General features: G+C 75.3%; 17 protein-coding genes. 8 read left to right on the top strand and 9 right to left on the bottom strand.

Annotation, left to right across the window (positions count from 1 at the left end; translation table 11 throughout):
- Positions 1–25 precede the first annotated feature (25 nt).
- The 3 genes from ACFYZS_RS07700 to ACFYZS_RS07690 all read right to left on the bottom strand — a co-directional run bounded on the left by ACFYZS_RS07700 (position 26) and on the right by ACFYZS_RS07690 (position 3,208).
- Positions 26–766, bottom strand: a complete 741-nt coding sequence (locus ACFYZS_RS07700) for a M24 family metallopeptidase (RefSeq protein WP_389007866.1) — start codon at positions 764–766, stop codon at positions 26–28.
- Positions 767–1,133: 367 nt separating this feature from the next.
- Positions 1,134–1,868 carry a carbonic anhydrase gene (locus tag ACFYZS_RS07695; RefSeq protein ID WP_389007864.1) on the bottom strand — a complete coding sequence of 245 codons (735 nt, stop codon included), beginning with the start codon at positions 1,866–1,868 and terminating at the stop codon, positions 1,134–1,136.
- Between the two features lie 137 nt (positions 1,869–2,005).
- A complete protein-coding gene (locus ACFYZS_RS07690; protein ID WP_389007862.1) occupies positions 2,006–3,208 on the bottom strand; it encodes a Gfo/Idh/MocA family protein in 1,203 nt (400 codons plus the stop codon).
- A 122-nt stretch (positions 3,209–3,330) separates the two neighbouring features.
- Between ACFYZS_RS07690 and ACFYZS_RS07685 the strand changes: the two genes are divergently transcribed.
- Entirely contained in the window at positions 3,331–3,681 is a 351-nt protein-coding gene (locus ACFYZS_RS07685) for a hypothetical protein (RefSeq protein WP_389007860.1), read from the top strand.
- A gap of 22 nt (positions 3,682–3,703) precedes the next feature.
- Here ACFYZS_RS07685 and ACFYZS_RS07680 read toward each other — a convergent pair whose 3' ends face one another.
- Together ACFYZS_RS07680 and ACFYZS_RS07675 are read right to left on the bottom strand one after the other, a co-directional pair.
- Positions 3,704–4,315, bottom strand: coding sequence for an isochorismatase family protein (locus ACFYZS_RS07680; RefSeq protein WP_389007858.1), 612 nt, complete (start codon positions 4,313–4,315; stop codon positions 3,704–3,706).
- 101 nt (positions 4,316–4,416) lie between these two features.
- Positions 4,417–5,397: a GlxA family transcriptional regulator gene (locus ACFYZS_RS07675; RefSeq protein ID WP_389007856.1), complete on the bottom strand. Its 981-nt coding sequence runs from the start codon at positions 5,395–5,397 to the stop codon at positions 4,417–4,419.
- A gap of 173 nt (positions 5,398–5,570) precedes the next feature.
- Between ACFYZS_RS07675 and ACFYZS_RS07670 the strand changes: the two genes are divergently transcribed.
- The 4 genes from ACFYZS_RS07670 to ACFYZS_RS07655 all read left to right on the top strand — a co-directional run bounded on the left by ACFYZS_RS07670 (position 5,571) and on the right by ACFYZS_RS07655 (position 8,688).
- Positions 5,571–6,248 carry a DUF4389 domain-containing protein gene (locus ACFYZS_RS07670; RefSeq protein WP_389007854.1) on the top strand — a complete coding sequence of 226 codons (678 nt, stop codon included), beginning with the start codon at positions 5,571–5,573 and terminating at the stop codon, positions 6,246–6,248.
- Positions 6,249–6,413: 165 nt separating this feature from the next.
- Positions 6,414–7,049 (top strand): metal ABC transporter ATP-binding protein, encoded by a 636-nt coding sequence (locus tag ACFYZS_RS07665; protein WP_389007852.1) that lies wholly within the window; start codon positions 6,414–6,416, stop codon positions 7,047–7,049.
- Positions 7,046–7,912, top strand: coding sequence for a metal ABC transporter permease (locus ACFYZS_RS07660; protein ID WP_389007850.1), 867 nt, complete (start codon positions 7,046–7,048; stop codon positions 7,910–7,912). The genes ACFYZS_RS07665 and ACFYZS_RS07660 overlap by 4 nt, the downstream gene beginning before the upstream one ends.
- On the top strand, positions 7,870–8,688 hold the full coding sequence (locus tag ACFYZS_RS07655) for an ABC transporter substrate-binding protein (RefSeq protein ID WP_389007848.1): 819 nt from the start codon (positions 7,870–7,872) through the stop codon (positions 8,686–8,688). Before ACFYZS_RS07660 ends, ACFYZS_RS07655 begins: the two co-directional genes overlap by 43 nt.
- A gap of 115 nt (positions 8,689–8,803) precedes the next feature.
- Here ACFYZS_RS07655 and ACFYZS_RS07650 read toward each other — a convergent pair whose 3' ends face one another.
- Positions 8,804–10,501 (bottom strand): class I adenylate-forming enzyme family protein, encoded by a 1,698-nt coding sequence (locus ACFYZS_RS07650; RefSeq protein WP_389007846.1) that lies wholly within the window; start codon positions 10,499–10,501, stop codon positions 8,804–8,806.
- On the bottom strand, positions 10,498–12,348 hold the full coding sequence (locus ACFYZS_RS07645) for a CoA transferase (RefSeq protein ID WP_389007845.1): 1,851 nt from the start codon (positions 12,346–12,348) through the stop codon (positions 10,498–10,500). The genes ACFYZS_RS07650 and ACFYZS_RS07645 overlap by 4 nt, the downstream gene beginning before the upstream one ends.
- 182 nt (positions 12,349–12,530) lie before the next feature.
- Between ACFYZS_RS07645 and ACFYZS_RS07640 the strand changes: the two genes are divergently transcribed.
- On the top strand, positions 12,531–13,631 hold the full coding sequence (locus ACFYZS_RS07640) for an acyl-CoA dehydrogenase family protein (RefSeq protein ID WP_389007843.1): 1,101 nt from the start codon (positions 12,531–12,533) through the stop codon (positions 13,629–13,631).
- A 46-nt stretch (positions 13,632–13,677) separates the two neighbouring features.
- Here ACFYZS_RS07640 and ACFYZS_RS07635 read toward each other — a convergent pair whose 3' ends face one another.
- Complete coding sequence (locus tag ACFYZS_RS07635; RefSeq protein WP_389007841.1) at positions 13,678–14,751, bottom strand: sugar ABC transporter permease; 1,074 nt, start codon at positions 14,749–14,751, stop codon at positions 13,678–13,680.
- Entirely contained in the window at positions 14,748–15,986 is a 1,239-nt protein-coding gene (locus ACFYZS_RS07630; RefSeq protein WP_389007839.1) for an MFS transporter, read from the bottom strand. The genes ACFYZS_RS07635 and ACFYZS_RS07630 overlap by 4 nt, the downstream gene beginning before the upstream one ends.
- Before the next feature lie 146 nt (positions 15,987–16,132).
- Between ACFYZS_RS07630 and ACFYZS_RS07625 the strand changes: the two genes are divergently transcribed.
- Positions 16,133–16,786: a hypothetical protein gene (locus tag ACFYZS_RS07625; protein ID WP_389007837.1), complete on the top strand. Its 654-nt coding sequence runs from the start codon at positions 16,133–16,135 to the stop codon at positions 16,784–16,786.
- 149 nt (positions 16,787–16,935) lie between these two features.
- On the top strand, positions 16,936–17,601 hold the full coding sequence (locus ACFYZS_RS07620; protein ID WP_389007835.1) for a sigma-70 family RNA polymerase sigma factor: 666 nt from the start codon (positions 16,936–16,938) through the stop codon (positions 17,599–17,601).
- The last annotated feature ends 16 nt before the right edge of the window (positions 17,602–17,617 follow it).

Here is a 17,617-nt window from a genome sequence, read left to right as displayed (position 1 = left end):
GCCGGCCCCCCGGTCCGCCGCTGCCTCAGGCGAGATCCAGGAGCTGTTCGTGGAATCCGCCGAAGCCGTTCGCCTCGTCGACCAGATGGATCTCCAGGATCCAGTGGCAGCTCCACCCGGCCCGGTCGGTCCGGCGCAGCGGGGTGTCGTTGTCCGGCGTGATGTACGACTGCGCCCGGGCGCCGTCGATCGTCTCGTGCGGGAACTCCCCGACGAGGTGCCCGGCGTGCCACCCGCCCAGCGTCCAGCCCGCCTCCGCGGCGTACCGCTCCACCTGTGCGTACAGCTGCTTGCCGGTGATGTGCGGGTCGGCGCGGAACGCGGCGCGGCCCGCCGCGAACACCGTGGCCAGGTCCTCCCTGAGCCGGTGCTTGGCCGGGTCGGCCCCGAAGACGAAGGTGCGGCCGAAGTCCGCCTCGTACTCCTCGAAGATCGGTCCGAAGTCGGCGAACGCGATGTCGTCCTCGCCGATGACCCGGTCCGGCGGGTTCTCCTTGTACGGGAGCAGGGTGTTCGGGCCGGAGCGGACGATCCGCTTGTGCCAGTGCTTCGTGGTCCCGAACATCTCGTTGGCCAGGTCCCGGATCCGGTCGCTGACCTCCCGCTCCGCGGCGCCGGGCGCCACCAGCCCCCGCGCCTCGATCTCCGCGAACAGGGCCTCGGCCTTGCGCTGGGCCTCCCCGTCGAACTCCCCGTCCGCGAAGGGCAGGTCCTCCGCGACGGCGTCCACGGCCCGCGGCAGCGCCGCCGAGCGCCGGGCCCGCATCGACAGGGACGCTCGACCGGGGTCACCGCCTTCGCGGCCGACTCGTACGACCCGGCCCCGGCGCCGATGTTGACCACGGTGCGGGCGCCTTCGAGCGCATCGGCGACGAACCGCGCGATGCGGGGGTCGGGGCGCCGCAGGTCCGTGCAGCCCGGGCCGAGGGCGCCGTGGTCGACGTCGACGGCGCTGCCGTCCCAGCTGCGTACATCCATGGGTCCCTACCTCGCCTCGTGAGCAGGAGTCGGAGCCGTGCCGCCCGGGCGGTGGCCACCCCCATAGTGCATCTGCAAGGTCACTCACGTAAATCAGTTGGCAGATGCCTGGCAAAACAACCAAGCACAGCGCACATGTGGACCTGGAGACATGCTCAGCGGATCCGGTGCACGCGCTGGCTGGTGAGTTCGTACCGTGCTCCGACGACGGCCAGCTTCCCGGCCGCGATCCGGGCGGCGAGATCGGGCTCCGCGGCGAGACGCGAGCGGACGAGCCGGACGTTCTGGGTCACCGCCGCGTCCACGCGGGCTTCCCTGCTCAGCGTGCGGTCGACGGCCGGACGGATCTGCTCCGCCAGGTAGCGCAGGTGTCCGGGCAGCTGCTCCAGCCCCTCGGCCGCGCGGACGGCCGCGGTCACGGCCCCGCAGGACTGGTGCCCGAGGACCACCACCAGCGGAATGGCCAGCTCCACGACCCCGAACGCGATGCTCCCGAGCACGGCGGCGTCCAGCACCTCACCGGCCGACCGTACGGTCATCAGATCCCCGAGCCCCTGGTCGAAGACCAGCTCCGGCGGGACGCGGGAGTCGACGCAGCCCAGGATCACGGCGAACGGGTGCTGCCCCCCGACCAGCGCCTGCCGTACGGTCCTGGTGGCGTCGGGATGCCGCTCGTGGAAGGTCCGCCAGCGGACGTTGCCGGCCGACAGCGCGCGCAGCGCCGTCTCGGGCGTGCCGGGCCTCGGACCGTGCAAGGGGGTCCGGGAACCGCCGGTGGGGCCGCCGGCGGCGGCCAGTGCGGCGCCCAGGCCCACGGTGAGGGCGCCCCGCACCAGGCGGCGCCGCCCAGGAGTCCCGTCGGCCCGGTGCTGCTCGGCAAGGACGCTCATGCGGGCCCAAGCTAGGCCCCGCGGGGCCGGGTGGCCGGAGGCGGGCCCGCCCTTGGGGAACTCTTGGGCAAATGCCGGTACCGGCGTGGCGGTCCGGCAGCGCCCCGGCAGCGGTCCGGCAGCGCCTCGGCGGCCGTTCAACGGCCCTCGCCCGGCGTGTCCTGGCCCCGGTCGAAGTAGGCCGCCAGGGCCGGATCGAGCGGCGGTACCCGGCGGGGCGTGCCCCCGTCGCGCAGCGACTGCGTCGCCATGCAGCCCACCGCGACCGCCATCCGGGCGGCGACCGGCGAGGTGTCCGTCGCGCCCCCGTGCCGTACGAAGCGCAGGAACTCGTCGACCAGCAGCGGGTCGGCGCCGCCGTGCCCGCCCGCGGCCTCCGCTTCGGGGACGGTGTACGAGGCGTCCGGCGCGGCCCGGTACCCGGAGCGCCGCGCGTTCCAGACCCGGACCTCGGCGCCCGGGCCGTCGCCGAAGTTCTCCAGGCGGCCGGCGTCGCCGATGACGGTGTAGTTGCGCCAGTAGTCGGGCGTGAAATGGCACTGCTGGTAGGCGGCCAGCACGCCGCCCGCGAGGCGGAGGTTGAGCAGTGAGACGTCCTCGACGTCGATGACGGGGTTCAGTCCGCGCTGGGTGTGCGGGGGCCAGTGGCCGTCCTCCGTGTACCAGTCGTCGCCCTTGGGCTCGCCGGGGGCGCGCCGGTGCGGGTTGTCCCCGTAGACCATCAGGTCGCCCATCGCCTGGACGTCGTCGGTGTAGGAGCCGGCCAGCCAGTGCAGCACGTCGATGTCGTGCGCGGCCTTCTGCAGCAGCAGGCCGGTGGTGTGCCGGCGCTCGGCGTGCCAGTCCTTGAAGTACCAGTCGCCGCCGTAGCCGACGAAGTGCCGCACCCAGACCGTCCGGACCCGGCCGATCGCACCGGCCGCGATCAGCTCGCGCATCATCCGTACGACGGGCATGTGCCGCATGTTGTGCCCGACGTACAGGCGGGTGCCGCTCGCACGGGCGGTGCGCAGGATCTCGTCGCAGCTCTCGACGGTGATGGCGAGCGGCTTCTCGACGAAGACGGGCTTGCGGGCGAGGAGCGTGCGGCAGGCCAGGTCGGCGTGGGTGTGGTCGGGGGTCAGGACGAGGACGGCGTCGACGTCCGGATCCTCGATCACGGCCCCGGGATCGGGGGTGGCGTACGCGCCGGGGAAGGCCGCGGCGGCGTCCGCCCGGGCCCGCCGATCGAGATCCGCGACGGCGGTGACGGCCGCGCCGCGGCCGGGCCGGTGTGCCGTGCGCGCGAGGCTGCCGCGCAGCCCGTATCCGAGGACGCCGATGCGAAGGTCGGTGGTCATGACCGAAGCCCTTCCCGGCGCGGCCGCGTTCATCCGCCCGGCCGAGCACCGGATGCCGCCCGCGCCCGGCCGGGGCAGGCTGTGGGCAAGGCAGTCACCACCGCACAGACGAGGACCGCGCCATGTCCCACAGCCGGCGTATCGGCGTCATCACCGCGGCCGCAGCACTGCTGCTGACCGCCACCGCCTGCTCGGGCCTGGGGCGGAGCACCGTCGGCATGCTGACGTTCCGCGGCCACGACTCGCCGGTGGAGCTGAGCTACTCGAACACCTCGGTGAACGGATGCCACAGGATCTCCCTCCCGAAGGGCGCCACCCACGTGGAGAACAACACCCTCGTCGACGTCGTGCTGTACCGGACGGAGGACTGCACCACGCCCGCGGGGAACGAGGGCATCTACGTCGCCACCACGCTCTCGAACGTCACGGCCCCGGTCAGCCTCCCCTGGCGCAGCTTCAGCGTCATCCACTGACGCGGGGCCCTTCCCGTCGCGGTCAGACCGGGAGCGAGTCGACCGTGGGCGCCACCGGGGCGAAGAGGTCGGCGATCGTGGCGAGGCTCGCCGCCTGGAGGGTGGCGGCCGGGACCGGCGTGCCGTCGGGCGCCCTGAGCGTGCGCGTCGCGGTGGCCTCGGCCACGACGGTCGGGCGGTAGCCCAGGTTGAAGGCTCCCTGGGCGGTGAAGGTGACGCACATGTGGGTCATGAAACCGGCGATCACCAGATCGGGTCCGGCGCCCAGCTCGCGCAGGGTCTTCTCCAGCTCGGTGGCGTGGAAGGCGTTCGGGAACTGCTTCACCACGACCGGCTCCCCGTCGCGCGGCGCGACCTCGGCACTGATCGCGCCGATCTCGGCCCTGATGTCGTACGGGGTCCCCTCGCCGCCGTCGTTGACGATGTGCACGACCGGCGCGCCGGCGGAGCGGGCCGCGGCCAGCAGCCGGGCGCCCGCCGCCAGGGCCCGCTCGGCGCCCTCCAGGGCCATGACGCCGGAGCAGTAGGTGTTCTGGAAGTCGACCATGATCAGCGCCGATTCGGCCAGGCGCGGCAGCGTGCCGGGCAGGCCGATCACGTCGCGCAGGGTGGTGGAGGGGGTGGATGCAGACATGTCGGATCGTCCTTCTGTCGGGAAGCGGGCACGGCGAAGCCGCGCCCCGGCGCGCGGTCGCGCCGGGCGGTGGGTGGGTCGCAGTGGTCGGTGGTGAGTGGTCAGTGGGCGGTGCGGAAGCGGCGGCGGTACGCGGCCGGGGTCGTGGCGATCTGCTTGCGGAACGCCCGGTGCAGGGTCTCCACCGAGCCCAGGCCGGCCGCCGCGGCGACCTGTTCCAGCGGCTGGTCGGTGGTCTCCAGCAGCCGGCGGGCGGCTTCCACCCGTACGGCCTCCACGTAGGCGGCGGGGCTGGTGCCCAGCTCCTTGCGGAACGTCCGGGCGAAATGGCGCTCGCTCAGGCTCATCCGGGCCGCGAGCGCGGCCGCCGACAGGTCCGCCCCGAGGTGTTCGGTGATGTAGACGCGCAGGGCGTCGATGTCCCGGCGGGAGGCCGCCGGCCGGCTGAGCGGCACGCTGAACTGGCTCTGGCCGCCCTGCCGCTTGAGGTACATGACCAGCTGCCGGGCGACGGCGAGCGCCAGCTCCTCGCCGTGGTCCTCGGCCACCAGGGCCAGCGTCAGGTCCATGCAGGCGCTGATCCCGGCCCCGGTCCACACCCGGCCCGACCGTACGAAGATCGGGTCGGGGTCGACCTCCACCCGCGGGTGCTCGGCCGCGAGCTGGCCGGCCGTGGACCAGTGGGTGGTGGCCCGGCGCCCGTCGAGCAGGCCGGCCGCCGCCAGCAGGTGGGCGCCGACGCACACCGAGGCCACGCGCCCGGCGTACGGGGCCGTGGCGGCGACCCACCGCACCACCTCGTCGTCGACGTGCGCGACCGGGCCGTCCCGCGTCAGCTCGACGGCGCCGGGCACCACGAGGGTGTCCACGGCGCCGCCGACCTCGGCGAAGGAGAGGTCGGTGACCAGCCGGACGCCGGACGAGGTGGTGACCTGGCCCCCGTCCGGGCCCGCCAGGCGCACGTCGTACAGCCGGCGCCCGGCCTCCCGGCTCGCGAGGGCGAAGACCTCGGCGGGGCCGGTGACGTCGAGCAGGTCGACCTCGGGGAAGACCGCGATCACTACGCGGTGGGGCGTGGACATGCGTCCATCCTGGCCGGACGGGAGGATGGCCGCAATGACGGCTCTCTGTCACATCCGGACACCCGGGACGCCGACTGGAGCATGTCCCGCGCCGCGCGGATGATGGTGGGGAACGGCAAGACACGGAGGTCCCGGGGGGCTCACGACGCCGGACACGGGACGGTGACGCAATCATGTCCGCGAACGATGCTTCGTACCGCTCCGTCAGGGTGGGCGCCGACCTCGACAGCCCGCTGTCGCGCTGGCTCTGGCTGGTCAAGTGGATCCTGGCGATCCCGCACTACATCGTGCTGTTCTTCCTCTGGATCGCCTTCCTCGTGGTCAGCGTGATCGCCTTCTTCGCGATCCTGTTCACCGAGCGCTACCCGCGCGGCCTCTTCGACTTCAACGTCGGCGTGCTCCGCTGGTCGTGGCGGGTCTCGTACTACGCGTACGGGGCCCTCGGCACCGACCGGTACCCGCCCTTCAGCCTGGGCCCGGAGCCCGGCTACCCGGCACGCCTCGAGATCGCCTACCCCGAGCGCCTGTCGCGGCCCCTGGTCCTGGTGAAGTGGTGGCTGCTGGCCATCCCGCACTACCTGATCATCGCCTTCTTCACCGGCGGCATGCGCCACGGATGGTGCGGGGGCGGCCTCATCCCGCTGCTGGCCCTCTTCGCCGCGGTGGCGCTGGCCTTCACCTCCACGTACCCGCGCGGCCTGTTCGAGCTGAACGTGGGGCTCCACCGGTGGGTGCTGCGCGTCGCCGCGTACGCCGCGCTGATGACGGACGAGTACCCGCCGTTCCGGCTCGACCAGGGCGGCGACGACCCGGCGCCCGCCCCGGCCTCGACCCCGGCCCCCTCCCCATGAGCTGAACCGGATCCCCTCCCCGACCGAAACCGGATCGGACGTGCCCCGAACCGGATCGGCCGTGCCCCGAACCGGATCGGCCGCGGCCGGAACCGGGACGTGCCCGCGTCCGACCAACTCCGCGTGCGGGGAGCCACCCGGCACCGGAGGACGGGAGGGCGACGGATGGGCGGGCTGGACGTACGCATGCGGGGGGTCGCGTGCCGCCACGGCCGGGTCGAGGCGGTCGCCGACGTCGACCTGGAGATCGCGGCGGGCGAGCGCGTCGCGCTGACCGGGACCAACGGCTCCGGCAAGACCACGCTGCTGCGCGCGGTCCTCGGGCTGCACCGCCAGGTGTCCGGCAGCATCCTGGTCGGCGGCCGCGGCACCGGCTCGGCCGCCGAATGGGCCTGGCGGCGGCGCTGCTGCGCCTGGATCCCGCAGAAACCGGCGGCCGGCCGCTTCCCGCTCCTCGGGGACGAGCTGCTGGCCAGCGGCGGCGCGCCCGCCGAGGCCGCGGAAGCGGCACGGAAGCTGGGGGTCGGCGCGCTGCTCGGACGGCCGCTGCACACGCTGTCCGGCGGGCAGTTGCAGCGGATGTACCTGGCCCGGGCGATCGGAGCGGTGGCGGCGGGGGCCGAGGTGCTGCTGGCCGACGAGCCGACGGCCGCGCTGGATTTCAGCGGTCAGGAGGAGGCCGCCGACGTCCTGGCCGCACTGCCGGTGACCCTCGTCGTGGTGACGCACGACCGGGCGCTCGCACAGCGCTGTGACCGCGTACTGGAGATGGCCGCGGGCCGGCTGCGGGAGGTCGCGTGATCCTCGCGGGCGCCGACCTCGGCGAACTGCTCCGGTTGGTCCCCGTGCAGCGGGCGGGCGTCGCCCTGCTGCTGGCCGCGATCGGCCTGCCGGTGATCGGTGTGGTCATCGTCGGTCTCGACATCATGCCGGTGCGCTTCGCGATGATGCACGTCGCCCTGCTGGGCATCGCGGTCGGGCTGCTGACCGGGCTCGATCCGATGCTGTGCGCGCTCGTCGCCTGCGCCGTGGCCGGGGCGGGGGTGGCTCCCCTCGCCCGCACCCCGGACGGGCTGTCCGGGGCGATGGGCCTGCTGATGAGCCTGGCCATCGCGGCCGCGCTGCTCGTCCTCGCCGTGTCGGGGGTCAACGCCTCCGGTGCGTTCGCCCTGTTGTGGGGTTCGATCCTGTCCGTGGGCACCTCCGATCTCGTGGTGCTCGGCGCGCTGGCGGCCCTCGTACCGGGACTGTTCTGGTGGCGGCGGCGCGATGTGGCCCTGCTGCTGTACGACCGGGAGCTGGCCCAGTGTTCCGGGGTACCGGTGCAGGCGCTGACCGTCGTCCTGCTGGTCCTGGTCGCGGTGGCGGTCGCCGGGGCGATCAAGCTCACCGGGGCGCTGCTCGTCGACGCCCTCACCCTGCTGCCGGCGCTCGCGGCCCGCCGCCTGGGCACCTCGCTGCGGTCCATCACCCTGTGGGCGGTCGGCATCGGGGTGGCCGTGAACCTGACCGGATTCCTCCTCGCCCTTCGGCTCGACTGGCCGCCCGGGCCGGTCCTCGTCCTCACCGCGGGGGCGCTCGTCCTCGCGGTCCATCTCATCCCCGAACGGAGCATCAGCACATGGCGCGCACCCGCGTCCGATTCGCTTCCCTCCTCGCACTGAGCGCGGCACTGACGGCCCTCGTCACCGGCTGCGCGGACAACAACGGCAACGGCAAGGCCGCTTCCGGAGACAGCCCGTCCGGCCGCCCCGGCGGGAAACCCGTCGTCGTGGTCACCACGACCTGGGAGGGCGCCTTCGCCAAGGCCGCCGGCGCCGAGGACGTCAAGGTGATCGTGCCCCAGTCGGTGCACCACGCCCCGGACTACGACCCCAAGCCCTCCGACCTCGCCGCCGTCGGCAAGGCCGACTTCGTGCTCTACGCGCCCTTCGAGCCGTACGCGGCGAAGATCAAGGAGGCGGCGGGCTCGAAGGCCGAACTGGTCGAGGTGAACCTCGACAACGACGCCGACAAGGTCAAGGCCGAAGTGGCCAAACTGGGCAAGCTGTTCGGAACCGAGGAGGCCGCCACGCGGTGGACGGCCTCCTTCGACACCGAGTACGCGAAGCTCTCGAAGGACGTCCAGGGCTCCTGGCCGGGCGGGAAGAGCCCGGCGGTCGTCAGCCAGGTGTTCACCGCCTGGTCCGCGAAGCTGGCCGGGGCCGCGCCGGTCGGCACGTACGGCCCCGAAGCGGTCACCCCGGCGCAGCTCGCCGAACTCTCCGGCAAGAAGCCCGCCCTGGTCCTGGACAATGCCCACATGTCGACCGGGACCGTCCTGCCCGACTCGGGTGCCCGGCAGATCGAGATCGTCAACTATCCGGGCGCCGACCTGGACTTGCTGCCGGTCTACCGCAACGCGGCGGCCGAACTGAAGAAGGCCATGGGCGGTTCCTGATCCGCTGACGGCACGAAGGGCGGGAGAGCGACCGGGGTCGCTCTCCCGCCCTTCGCGTCCGCGTCCGCGTCCGCGTCGGCGTCCGCGTCCGCGGCCACGGCACCGGGTGGTTCCGTCAGCCCGCGTGGGCCAGCGGAGGCGCGGGGGCCGTCCTGGGGGCGGAGGCCGCGGGCCGCGTGAGCCGCTCGCGCAGGGCCGCCCGGTCGGGCTTGCCGGCCGGGGTGAGCGGGAGTTCCGCGAGCACCAGCAGGCGCTCGGGGTGCTTGCGCCGTTCGAGCCCGCGGCGGGTGAGGTGCTCGCCCAGCGATGCGAGCGTCGGGGCCTCGGGGCCGCGCGGTACGACGCAGGCCGCCAGCCGCTCGCCCATCAGCTGGTCCGGGACGCCCACGCACACGACGTCCCGTACGCGGGGGTGCGAGGCGAGTTCGCGCTCGACCTCGGCGGGGCTGATGTTGGCCCCGCCCCGGATGACGATGTCCTTGAGGCGGCCGACGAGGTGCAGCACCCCGCCCTCGTCGATCAGGCCGAGGTCTCCCGTACGGACCCAGCCCTCGGGGGTGCGGTAGCGGGCGTCGAGCTCCGGGGAGGCGACGTAGCACATCGGGGTCATGGGCCCGCGGGCGATGATCTCCCCGATCTCCCCGTCCGGGAGCCGCTCGTGCGTGTCGGGGTCGGCGATGTGGATGTCCGCGACGCGGGGGTCGGGGCGGCCCGCCACCACCCCGGTGGCGTCGGCCCCGGGGGCCTCCTCACCGAGCCCGGTGTGGCAGTTGACCCCGTCGGCCGAGCCGTAGAGGTTGACGACCGGGCAGCCGAAGGCGCGTGCGGCGTCCTCGGCCGTGGTCTCGTCCAGGGCCGAGCCGCCGAGGACCAGGGCGGTGGGTGCGGGCAGTTCGCCCGCGCCGGGACCGGGGCCTTCCAGCCGGTCCAGCATCATGCGGACCATCGTGGGGACGCCCAGGACGTGCGTCGGCCGGTGCTCGCGCACGGCGGCGAGGGCGGCCTCCGGGGTGAAGTGGTCGAGCAGGATCAGCGTTCCGCCGTGCCGGGCGAGCGTGACGGCGGTGCCGTTGGACCCGAACGCCGACCCGAGCGGTACGAGGAACAGGCAGCGCGGCGGGGTCCCGTCGGGCATGAGCGAGGCGAGGAAGTTGCCCCGGCCCCCGGCGAGCGCGTTGTGGGAGTACGCGACCATCTTCGGCTCCGCCTCCGAGCCGGAGGAGACGAGGATGCGGGCGGCGCTGTCGGGGTCGGGGCGCTCGGGCACGAACGCGGCCGGGTCGGAGCGCAGCAGCCCGGTCAGCGGAATCGTTCCTTCAGGCGCGCTGCCGGCTCTCCCGGCGGCGATGACGTGGCGCAGCTCCGGCAGGGCCGGGACCAGGGGCCGCAGCTCGGCGGCAGGGTGGCTGCCGCGGTGTTCGACGGCCGCGACGACCGCGACGGCCTCCGCCGTGCGCAGCAGGACTTCGGCCTCCAGACTCCCCCGGCCGACCGGGAAGGGCAGTGCCACCGCGCCGATGGCGGCCAGCGCCAGATCGGCGATGACCGCGCCGCGGCCGTTGGGGAGCTGGACGCCGACCACCTCGCCGGGCCGTATGCCGAGGCCGCGGAGCCCGGCGGCCAGACATCGCACCTTGCGGTCCAGCGCGGTGTAGCAGAGCTTGCCCTTGGCGTCGATGACGGCGGTGGCGTGCAGGTCGGCGATCTGCCGGGCCCGGAACAGGCTGTACAGGTCGAGGTCGGGGCAGATGCCGTCGGCCGCCCAGCCGCGGCGGAGTCCGGCGGGCAGCAGGTCGTGCAGTGCGACGGTCATTGGAAGCTCCAGGGGTCGGGAACGGCGGGGGCGCCGTGCGCGTCCCGGCTGATCGAGCCGGGGAAGCGCGGGTCGTGGTGCAGGTCGGCCGGATCGGCGGTGACGGCGGTCGCGGACAGGCCGTGGGCGCGCAGCTGCCCCAGGGCCTCCGCGGTGGGCAGTTCACGCAGGTCGTACGCGGCGGTGGCGGGCGCGCAGGTGTCGGTGGGCGCGATCCAGCCGTCCGCGGTGCGCAGCGGGCTCCGGAAGCCGGCCGGCCGGCGCGGGTGCTCCCCGCGCAGCGCCCGGCGCAGGGCGGGGGCGGTGAGCACGTCGGCGGCGCCGAGCAGCGAGGAGTCCACGCGGACGCCCGCTCCGCCGCTGCGCTCCCGCAGGAGCAGCCCCGCCAGTACGGCCTCGGCGCCCAGGAGCCCGCCCAGTACGTCGAGCAGGGTCATCAGGGAGGGCGCGGGCGGCTCGCCCTGCGGGCGGGCGGCTTCGCCCACGCCGGTGCGGGCCTGGACCATGAAGTCCGTGCCCATCGGGGCGCCGGGGATCCGGCCCGCCCAGCCGCCGGTGTACGCGTAGACGAGCGCGGGGTTCACGGCGGCCAGGTGGGTGGAGTCGAGGCCCAGCGCGGCCGCTTTGCCGGGGGCCCAGTTGTGCAGGAAGACATCGGCCTGCGCGGCCATCTCGCGCAGCCGGCGCCGGTCGGCGACCGACTTGATGTCCACCTCGACGGCCCGCTTGCCGCGGTTCAGCGCGAGCCAGCGGGCGGAGATGCCCGAGCAGGCGGGCGGCATGCCGCGCAGCGGATCGCCGCCCGGGGGCTCGATCCGGACGACGTCGGCGCCGAGGAGGCCCAGCAGGTGGGCGGCGAGCGGGGCCTGGATGCGGCGGCCCGCTTCGAGCACGGTCAGACCGGCCAGCGGCCGGACGGGGAGGGGCGCCACGGGGGTGCGGGTGACGGCGGTCCGGTGGCCGAATCCGTACGGGGTGAGGGACCAGGGCGCGGCGCCGTCGTGTTCGGCGGCGCGCTCGGCGAGGGTCCGCAGGCGGCAGACCTCGGCGCCGGAGTCCGCGGCCGCCGCCTGGATCCGCCGCCAGGTGTGCGTACGGGCGGTGGTGTGCAGGGCCGCCGGGAAGGGGGCGCAGGCGGTGGCGTACCGGAACTGGAACGGCCGCCATCCGGCCCGTACGGCCGCGAGGGGGGTCTCCAGGACCCCCCAGAACGCGGCCCAGGCACCCGGGTCCAGGGTCTCCAGCTCGAAGAGGATGCCGTCGGCGGAAGTGAACGGGGGGCCGCCCGGGGCCAGTTCGGCGGCCTCGCCCTCGTCAGCCCCGGCTGCGGCGAGGTACTGGGACACCGCCAGCAGCCCGGCCCGGTCGGCGCCCGTGGTCACCTTGACCGCACGGCCGCCCCGGGCCTGGGCCAGCAGTGCGGCGAGCAGCCCCTGTACGGCGAGCACCCCCGTGGCGGCGGCCGCGTAGTCCACGGCGAGGCCGCGGGGTGCGCCGTCGCGCCGTCCGTGCACGGCCATGATGCCGGTGGCCGCCTGGACGGTGGCCTCGTCGGTCATACCGCTCGCGGGGTGCGCCGACCAGCGGACGGCCGCTTCCTGCCGGTCGAAACCGGCGCCGGACAGGCAGACGCGGGCCGGCCCGCGGCCGTCGCGCGGCTCGGCGGGGTCGTGCATCTCGCCCGATCCGGTTCCGGTCGCGGCGTCGGCCTCGGCCTCGGCTTCGGTGACCGCGCCGAGGAGCCTGAGGTGCTCCCGGGCCAGGCCGGTCAGCCCGGGTGGTCCCGAGGCGGTGAGGTGCAGTCCTTCGAGCGGCCGGACCGTGCGGGTGACGGCTGGTGAAGCCATGCCTCTCCTCTTCTCGGATGTGCGCGTTGCGGGGAACCAAGGGGGGTGCGCACCCGACCAGTTCCTCGGGAAGGCAGTCGGACTGCCGTTCCCACGGGTTCCCGGCACGTTGGAGGAAAGTGGTGCAGAGCCACGGAGATGCATTGAGGGACCGGGTCGCGGACTTCGTCCGGAGCCGGGTCATGCCCTGCGAGACCGTGCTCGACGCGGGCGGCCCGCAAGCGGCCGCGGCCTTGCGGGAGTTGCAGGCCCAGGCGAGGCAGGAGGGGCTCTGGGCGCTGCCGCTGCCCGCCGAACTCGGGGGCCAGGGGATCCCCTTCGCGCGGTACGCGCACCTCGCCGAGGCCGAGGGGGCGAGCGATCACGGGCCGGCGGCCCTCGGCTCCGCCTCCCTGCTCGACGCCACCATGCTGTGGAAGCACGGCAGCCACCGGATCCGCGACGCGTACCCCGCGCGGCTGGCCGCCGGGGAGCTGCGCGCCTGCTACGCCATGACCGAACCGGACACCCCGGGCACCGATCCGGTGCGTACCGCGACCCGGGCCGAGGAACAGCCCGACGGCAGCTGGCGCGTCAGCGGCCGCAAGTGGTTCGTCTCGGGAGCGGCCGGGGCCGATCTGGTGACCGTCCTCGCCCGGACCGACGGGGAGCCGGGGGACCGCGAGGGCCTCTCCCTCCTGGTGGTCCCCACCGGCTCCCCCGGCTTCCGCGTCGTGCGCGAACTGCCCGTGTTCGGGGCCTGCGGCCAGTGGGAGATCGACTTCGACCAGGTCGCGGTGGACGCCGACCACCTCGTCGGCCGGCGCGGACAGGCCCTGGCCGTCGCCGCGGAACGGCTCCGGCTCGGCCGCACCCTGCGCTGCCTGCGCTGGCTCGGCCAGGCGCAGCGCGCCTTCGACCTGATGTGCGCACGCGCCAACTCCCGTACGGGATCGCGCGGTCCGCTGGCCGGCCACCAGCTCGTGCAGAGCCACGTCTTCGAGGCGCTGCTCGCGCTGCGCACCGCCCGCCCGCTGGTGCACGAGGCCGCGGCGAAGATCGCCGCGGGCCTGGACGCGCACGTGGAGGTCGGGCTGGCCAAGGTGGCCGCGGCGCGCATGCTCCAGCAGGTCGCGGACGCGGCCATCCAGGTCCACGGCGCGGCCGGACTCGGCCCCGACACCCCGCTGCCGGCGCTGTTCCGCAGCGGTCGCGCGGCCCGCATCCTCGACGGCCCGGACGAGCTCCACGTCACCTCGGTGGCGCGCCGCGTGCTGCGCACGTACGAGACGGACCGGGCGTAGGGGCCCTGGGGGCGCCTCGGGGCAGGCGGGACTTCGCGGACACCCCCTAGGCTTCCCGGATGTCGACCAGCCCGGTCAGTGCGGCCAGGGCGAGCGCGAGGAAGAAGTCGCCCCACACCAGCTCGTGCCGCACCGCGACGCCCTTCGCGGCGTCGTAGCAGCCGTCCAGCAGCCTGCCCCGGGTCAGGTGTTCGCCGACCAGGCGCTCCAGGATCGCGGCCGCCCGGTACGCGTACTGCGGGGCGGGCCCGCAGCCCGGCACCCGGGCGAGCTTCAGCAGGGCGACGGCCGCGATCGCGGCGGCCGAGGTGTCCGGCGGCCCGGCCGGCCGCGCCTCGTTCGCCGGCGGGACGAGCGGGGCGCAGGGCCGCGTCCACGCGTCGGCGAGCTGTCGGGCCGCCGCCTCCAGCCGGTGCGGCGCGCTCCGGGCGACCTCGGGGCGGTGCAGGGCGTCGGCCACCGCCAGCAGCAGCCAGGCACCGCCCCGGCTCCAGCCGGCCGGCGGCTCCGCCGCCGCCCGCCAGCCCGTCCCGGGGGCGAACTCCCAGGCCGGTACGGTGCGTCCGCCCGCCCCGAGGCACAGGTCCAGATGCCGGTGGAGGTGGGAGGCGGCGGCCCGTTCGCCCTCCGGGCCCGCGCCGGCGAGCAGCGGCACCAGGCCCGGTACGCCGTCCACGCGGGCCAGCAGCCGGGGGCCGCCGAAGGCCGAACCCCAGGGCACCAGGCCGAGTCCGGGGTCCAGCGCGGCGAGTGCGGCGCCTGCCGCCCGGGTCCGCAGCTCGCGGGCCCCGGGGTCACCGGTGGCGAGCGCCGTCCCGTACCAGAGGATCAGGCCGCGCGTGGCGGTGTCGGCCTCGACCCAGTCGGCCAGCCGGGCCGTGCACGCGGCGGCGGCCGCCCGGTCGGCCGTGTCCCCGGTGTGCCGGGCCCGGAGCCACAGCAGCCCGGCCCAGAACCCGCCGGTCCACGCTCCGCGGCCGGTGGTCGTCCAGCGGCCGGTCTCCGGGTCGGCGTACAGCGGGAACCGGCCGCCGGTCTCGTTACGGGTGAGGGCGGCGCGCTCCAGTACGTCGGCCAGCGCCCGCCCGGCCCAGTCGGGGGGTGTCCGCAACGGGGTCACGCCGGGACCTCCGCACGCGGGCCGCGCCGCCGCTCCCGTACGGCCCAGGTCGTCGCGACGGCGGCGGCCACGGCGAACTCGGCGGCGACCAGCAGCCAGCCCGGCCCGTACCGGCCCGCCTGCGCCAGCAGTCCGAACAGCGGCGGCCCGACCGCGAACCCGGCGAAGAAGCCCGCGGCGACGAGCGCGGAGTCCTGACCGGCCCGACCCGGGGCGGCCCGCTGCATCACGAGCACCATCGAGACGGCATTGCCGGAGACGGCGAACACCCCCACGGCGACGGCCGCGACCCAGACCAGCGGCGGCACGTACAGCGCGGCGGCCAGCAGGCAGGCGGCCGGCACGGCGCCCGCCGCCAGCCCGCCGGGCAGCCACTCGGCGCGCCCCGGCCGGGCCGCCTTCGACCAGCCCACCCGGCCGCCGATGCCCGCGACGCCGAGGACCGCCACCAGGGCGGCGGCCGCCGTCGGACCCATGCCGAGCCGCTGGGCCCCGAAGAGGGCCACGTACGTGTTGACGGAGGCGATGCCGCAGCCCAGGAAGAGCGAGAAGACGGCCAGCCAGGCGATGGCGCCGCGCGGGACGAGCGGGGCGCGGGGCGGCGCCTTGGCCGGCGCCGGGTCGGCCGGCAGGGCGCGATGCGCCCAGAGCGCGGCCAGCGCGGCCGCGGCGGCGGCCGTCCACACGGCCCCGCGCCAGCCGATGCCGCCGGCCAGCGCCGCCAGCGGCAACCCGGCGGCGAACGCCCCGAGTTGGACGCCGGACTGCTTCATCCCGGTCACCGACCCGCGGCGGGCGGGCGGCACGGCGGCCAGGATCGCCTTGTTGGTCGCGGGATTGGCGAGCGCCTGCGGCAGTCCGCCCAGCGCCACCGCGGCGAGGAGGAAGCCCGGGCCGGGCGCGGCGCCGATCAGCGCGAGCGCGGCCGCGGACACCAGCAGCAGCACGACGAGGGAGCGGCGCGGGCCCGTCCGGTCCACCATGCGCCCGCCGACCGGCGAGAGCACGGCCGCGGTGCCGAAGCCGATGGTGGTCGTCAGGCCGAGGACGGTCGGCGAGACTCCCAGCTCGTCCACCAGGCGCGGGCCGAACGCGCCGAGCAGGAAGAGCTGGAGCATCGAGAAGGCCATGGCACCGGTGAGCAGCGCCGTCAGTCTGCCCTCCGCCGCCGTCCCCGCGGTCTTCGGCGACGCCGTCCGCTCCCCCACCACCGACTCCCCTTCCGTGGCCGCCATTTCGGTCCAGGGCAGGAGTCGTGGCGATGAACCACTGGGTTCCCAGGCCCTGTTGTGGCGTGCGACACATATGGTTTTGTCCGGTCGTGCCAATTCCCGGCGCCCCTCTGTGGCCGTCATGAGAGGGGTGCGACGATGAGCCCGCCATGACTCCCGGTCGATGTTGCCGCGCTCTCAGGGCCGCGTTGTTCGCGGCCGTCTGCGTGCTGCTCGCATCCCTCGGCCACGTCCTCATGTCGGGGAAGACCGTCCCCTGGTGGGCGATGGGAGTGGCCGCGGTCGCCACCGGAGCGGTCGCCTGGTCCCTCGCCGATCGCGAACGCGGCCTCCTGGCCGTCACCTCCGCGACCGTCGCCGTCCAGGCCGCCCTGCACACCGGGTTCTCACTGGCCCAGGCTGCGGCCCACCCGTCGGCGGACCGGCCGCCGCCCGGTACGGCCGGTCACGCCCACCACGCCGCGCACGCGATGGCCGGCGGCGGCATGACCATGCCGATGGGGATGCCGGCCGGGCATGCCGACGGATCCACGTCAACGACCGGCATGCTCGCCGCGCACCTGCTCGCCGCCCTGCTCTGCGGGCTCTGGCTCGCCCACGGGGAGCGGGGCGCCTTCCGCGTGCTGCGCGCCCTGGCCGGCCTGCTGCTCGTACCGCTGCGGTGGACCCTGCGGATTCCCGCACCCGCCGACCGCCCGCGCCCGCGCGTACGCGCGGGCCGCCGGGCCCGGGCGCTGCGCGGGCGCCTGCTCGTCCACGCCATCACCTCAAGGGGCCCGCCCCCCGGGACCGCTGTCATCTGACAGCCGGCTCACCGAGGCGCGCCGCCGCACCGCCGCGCGCCTCGGTCATCGGCCCTGCCGTCCGGCAGGCCGTACCGCTCACCGGCCCGCCCCGCAGTGCGCACGCGGCGCCGGACCCGGATCCCGGATTCCCGTTAGGACATCAGGCGATGACCCCTGCCCTGCTTCCCCGTCCGACCGCCGCACGGACGGCACCCGCACGCCAGACCGGCGGCCCGGACGAGTCGACGACCCTGCTGGCGCTCGCCGCCAGGGACGGCGACCCCGACGCGGTGGACCGCTTCGTGCGCGCCCTGCACCGCGACGTCCGGCGCTACGTGGCCTACCTCAGCGCCGATCCGCAGTCGGCGGACGACCTGACCCAGGAGACCTTCCTGCGCGCCCTGGGCAGCCTGCACCGCTTCGAGGGGCGCTCGTCCGCCCGTACGTGGCTGCTCTCGATCGCCCGGCGCACCGTCATCGACAGCCTCCGCCACAAGGCGGCCCGGCCCAGGATCTCGGACCGGGACGACTGGCAGACCGCCGCCGAACGGGCGCAGCCGCGCGACCTGCCCGGCTTCGAGGAGGGGATCGCCCTCACGGAGCTGCTGGGGACGATCCCCGCCGAGCGGCGCGAGGTCTTCGTCCTGACCCAGGTCCTGGGGCTCCCGTACGCCGAGGCCGCGACTGCGCTCGGCTGCCCGATCGGCACGGTCCGCTCGCGGGTGGCCCGCGCCCGTACCTCGCTCATGGAGCTGCTCACGGACGCCGACGCCGTTGCCGACACCGGTGCCGGAGGTGATGTTCCCGTCCTCGCGGCTGCGGCCGCGGCCTGACCCGCGGCCGGCCGGG

The organism is Streptomyces sp. NPDC001903, from assembly GCF_042891345.1.
Taxonomy (GTDB): domain Bacteria; phylum Actinomycetota; class Actinomycetes; order Streptomycetales; family Streptomycetaceae; genus Streptomyces.
This window is presented reverse-complemented; position numbering and strand designations above follow the sequence as displayed.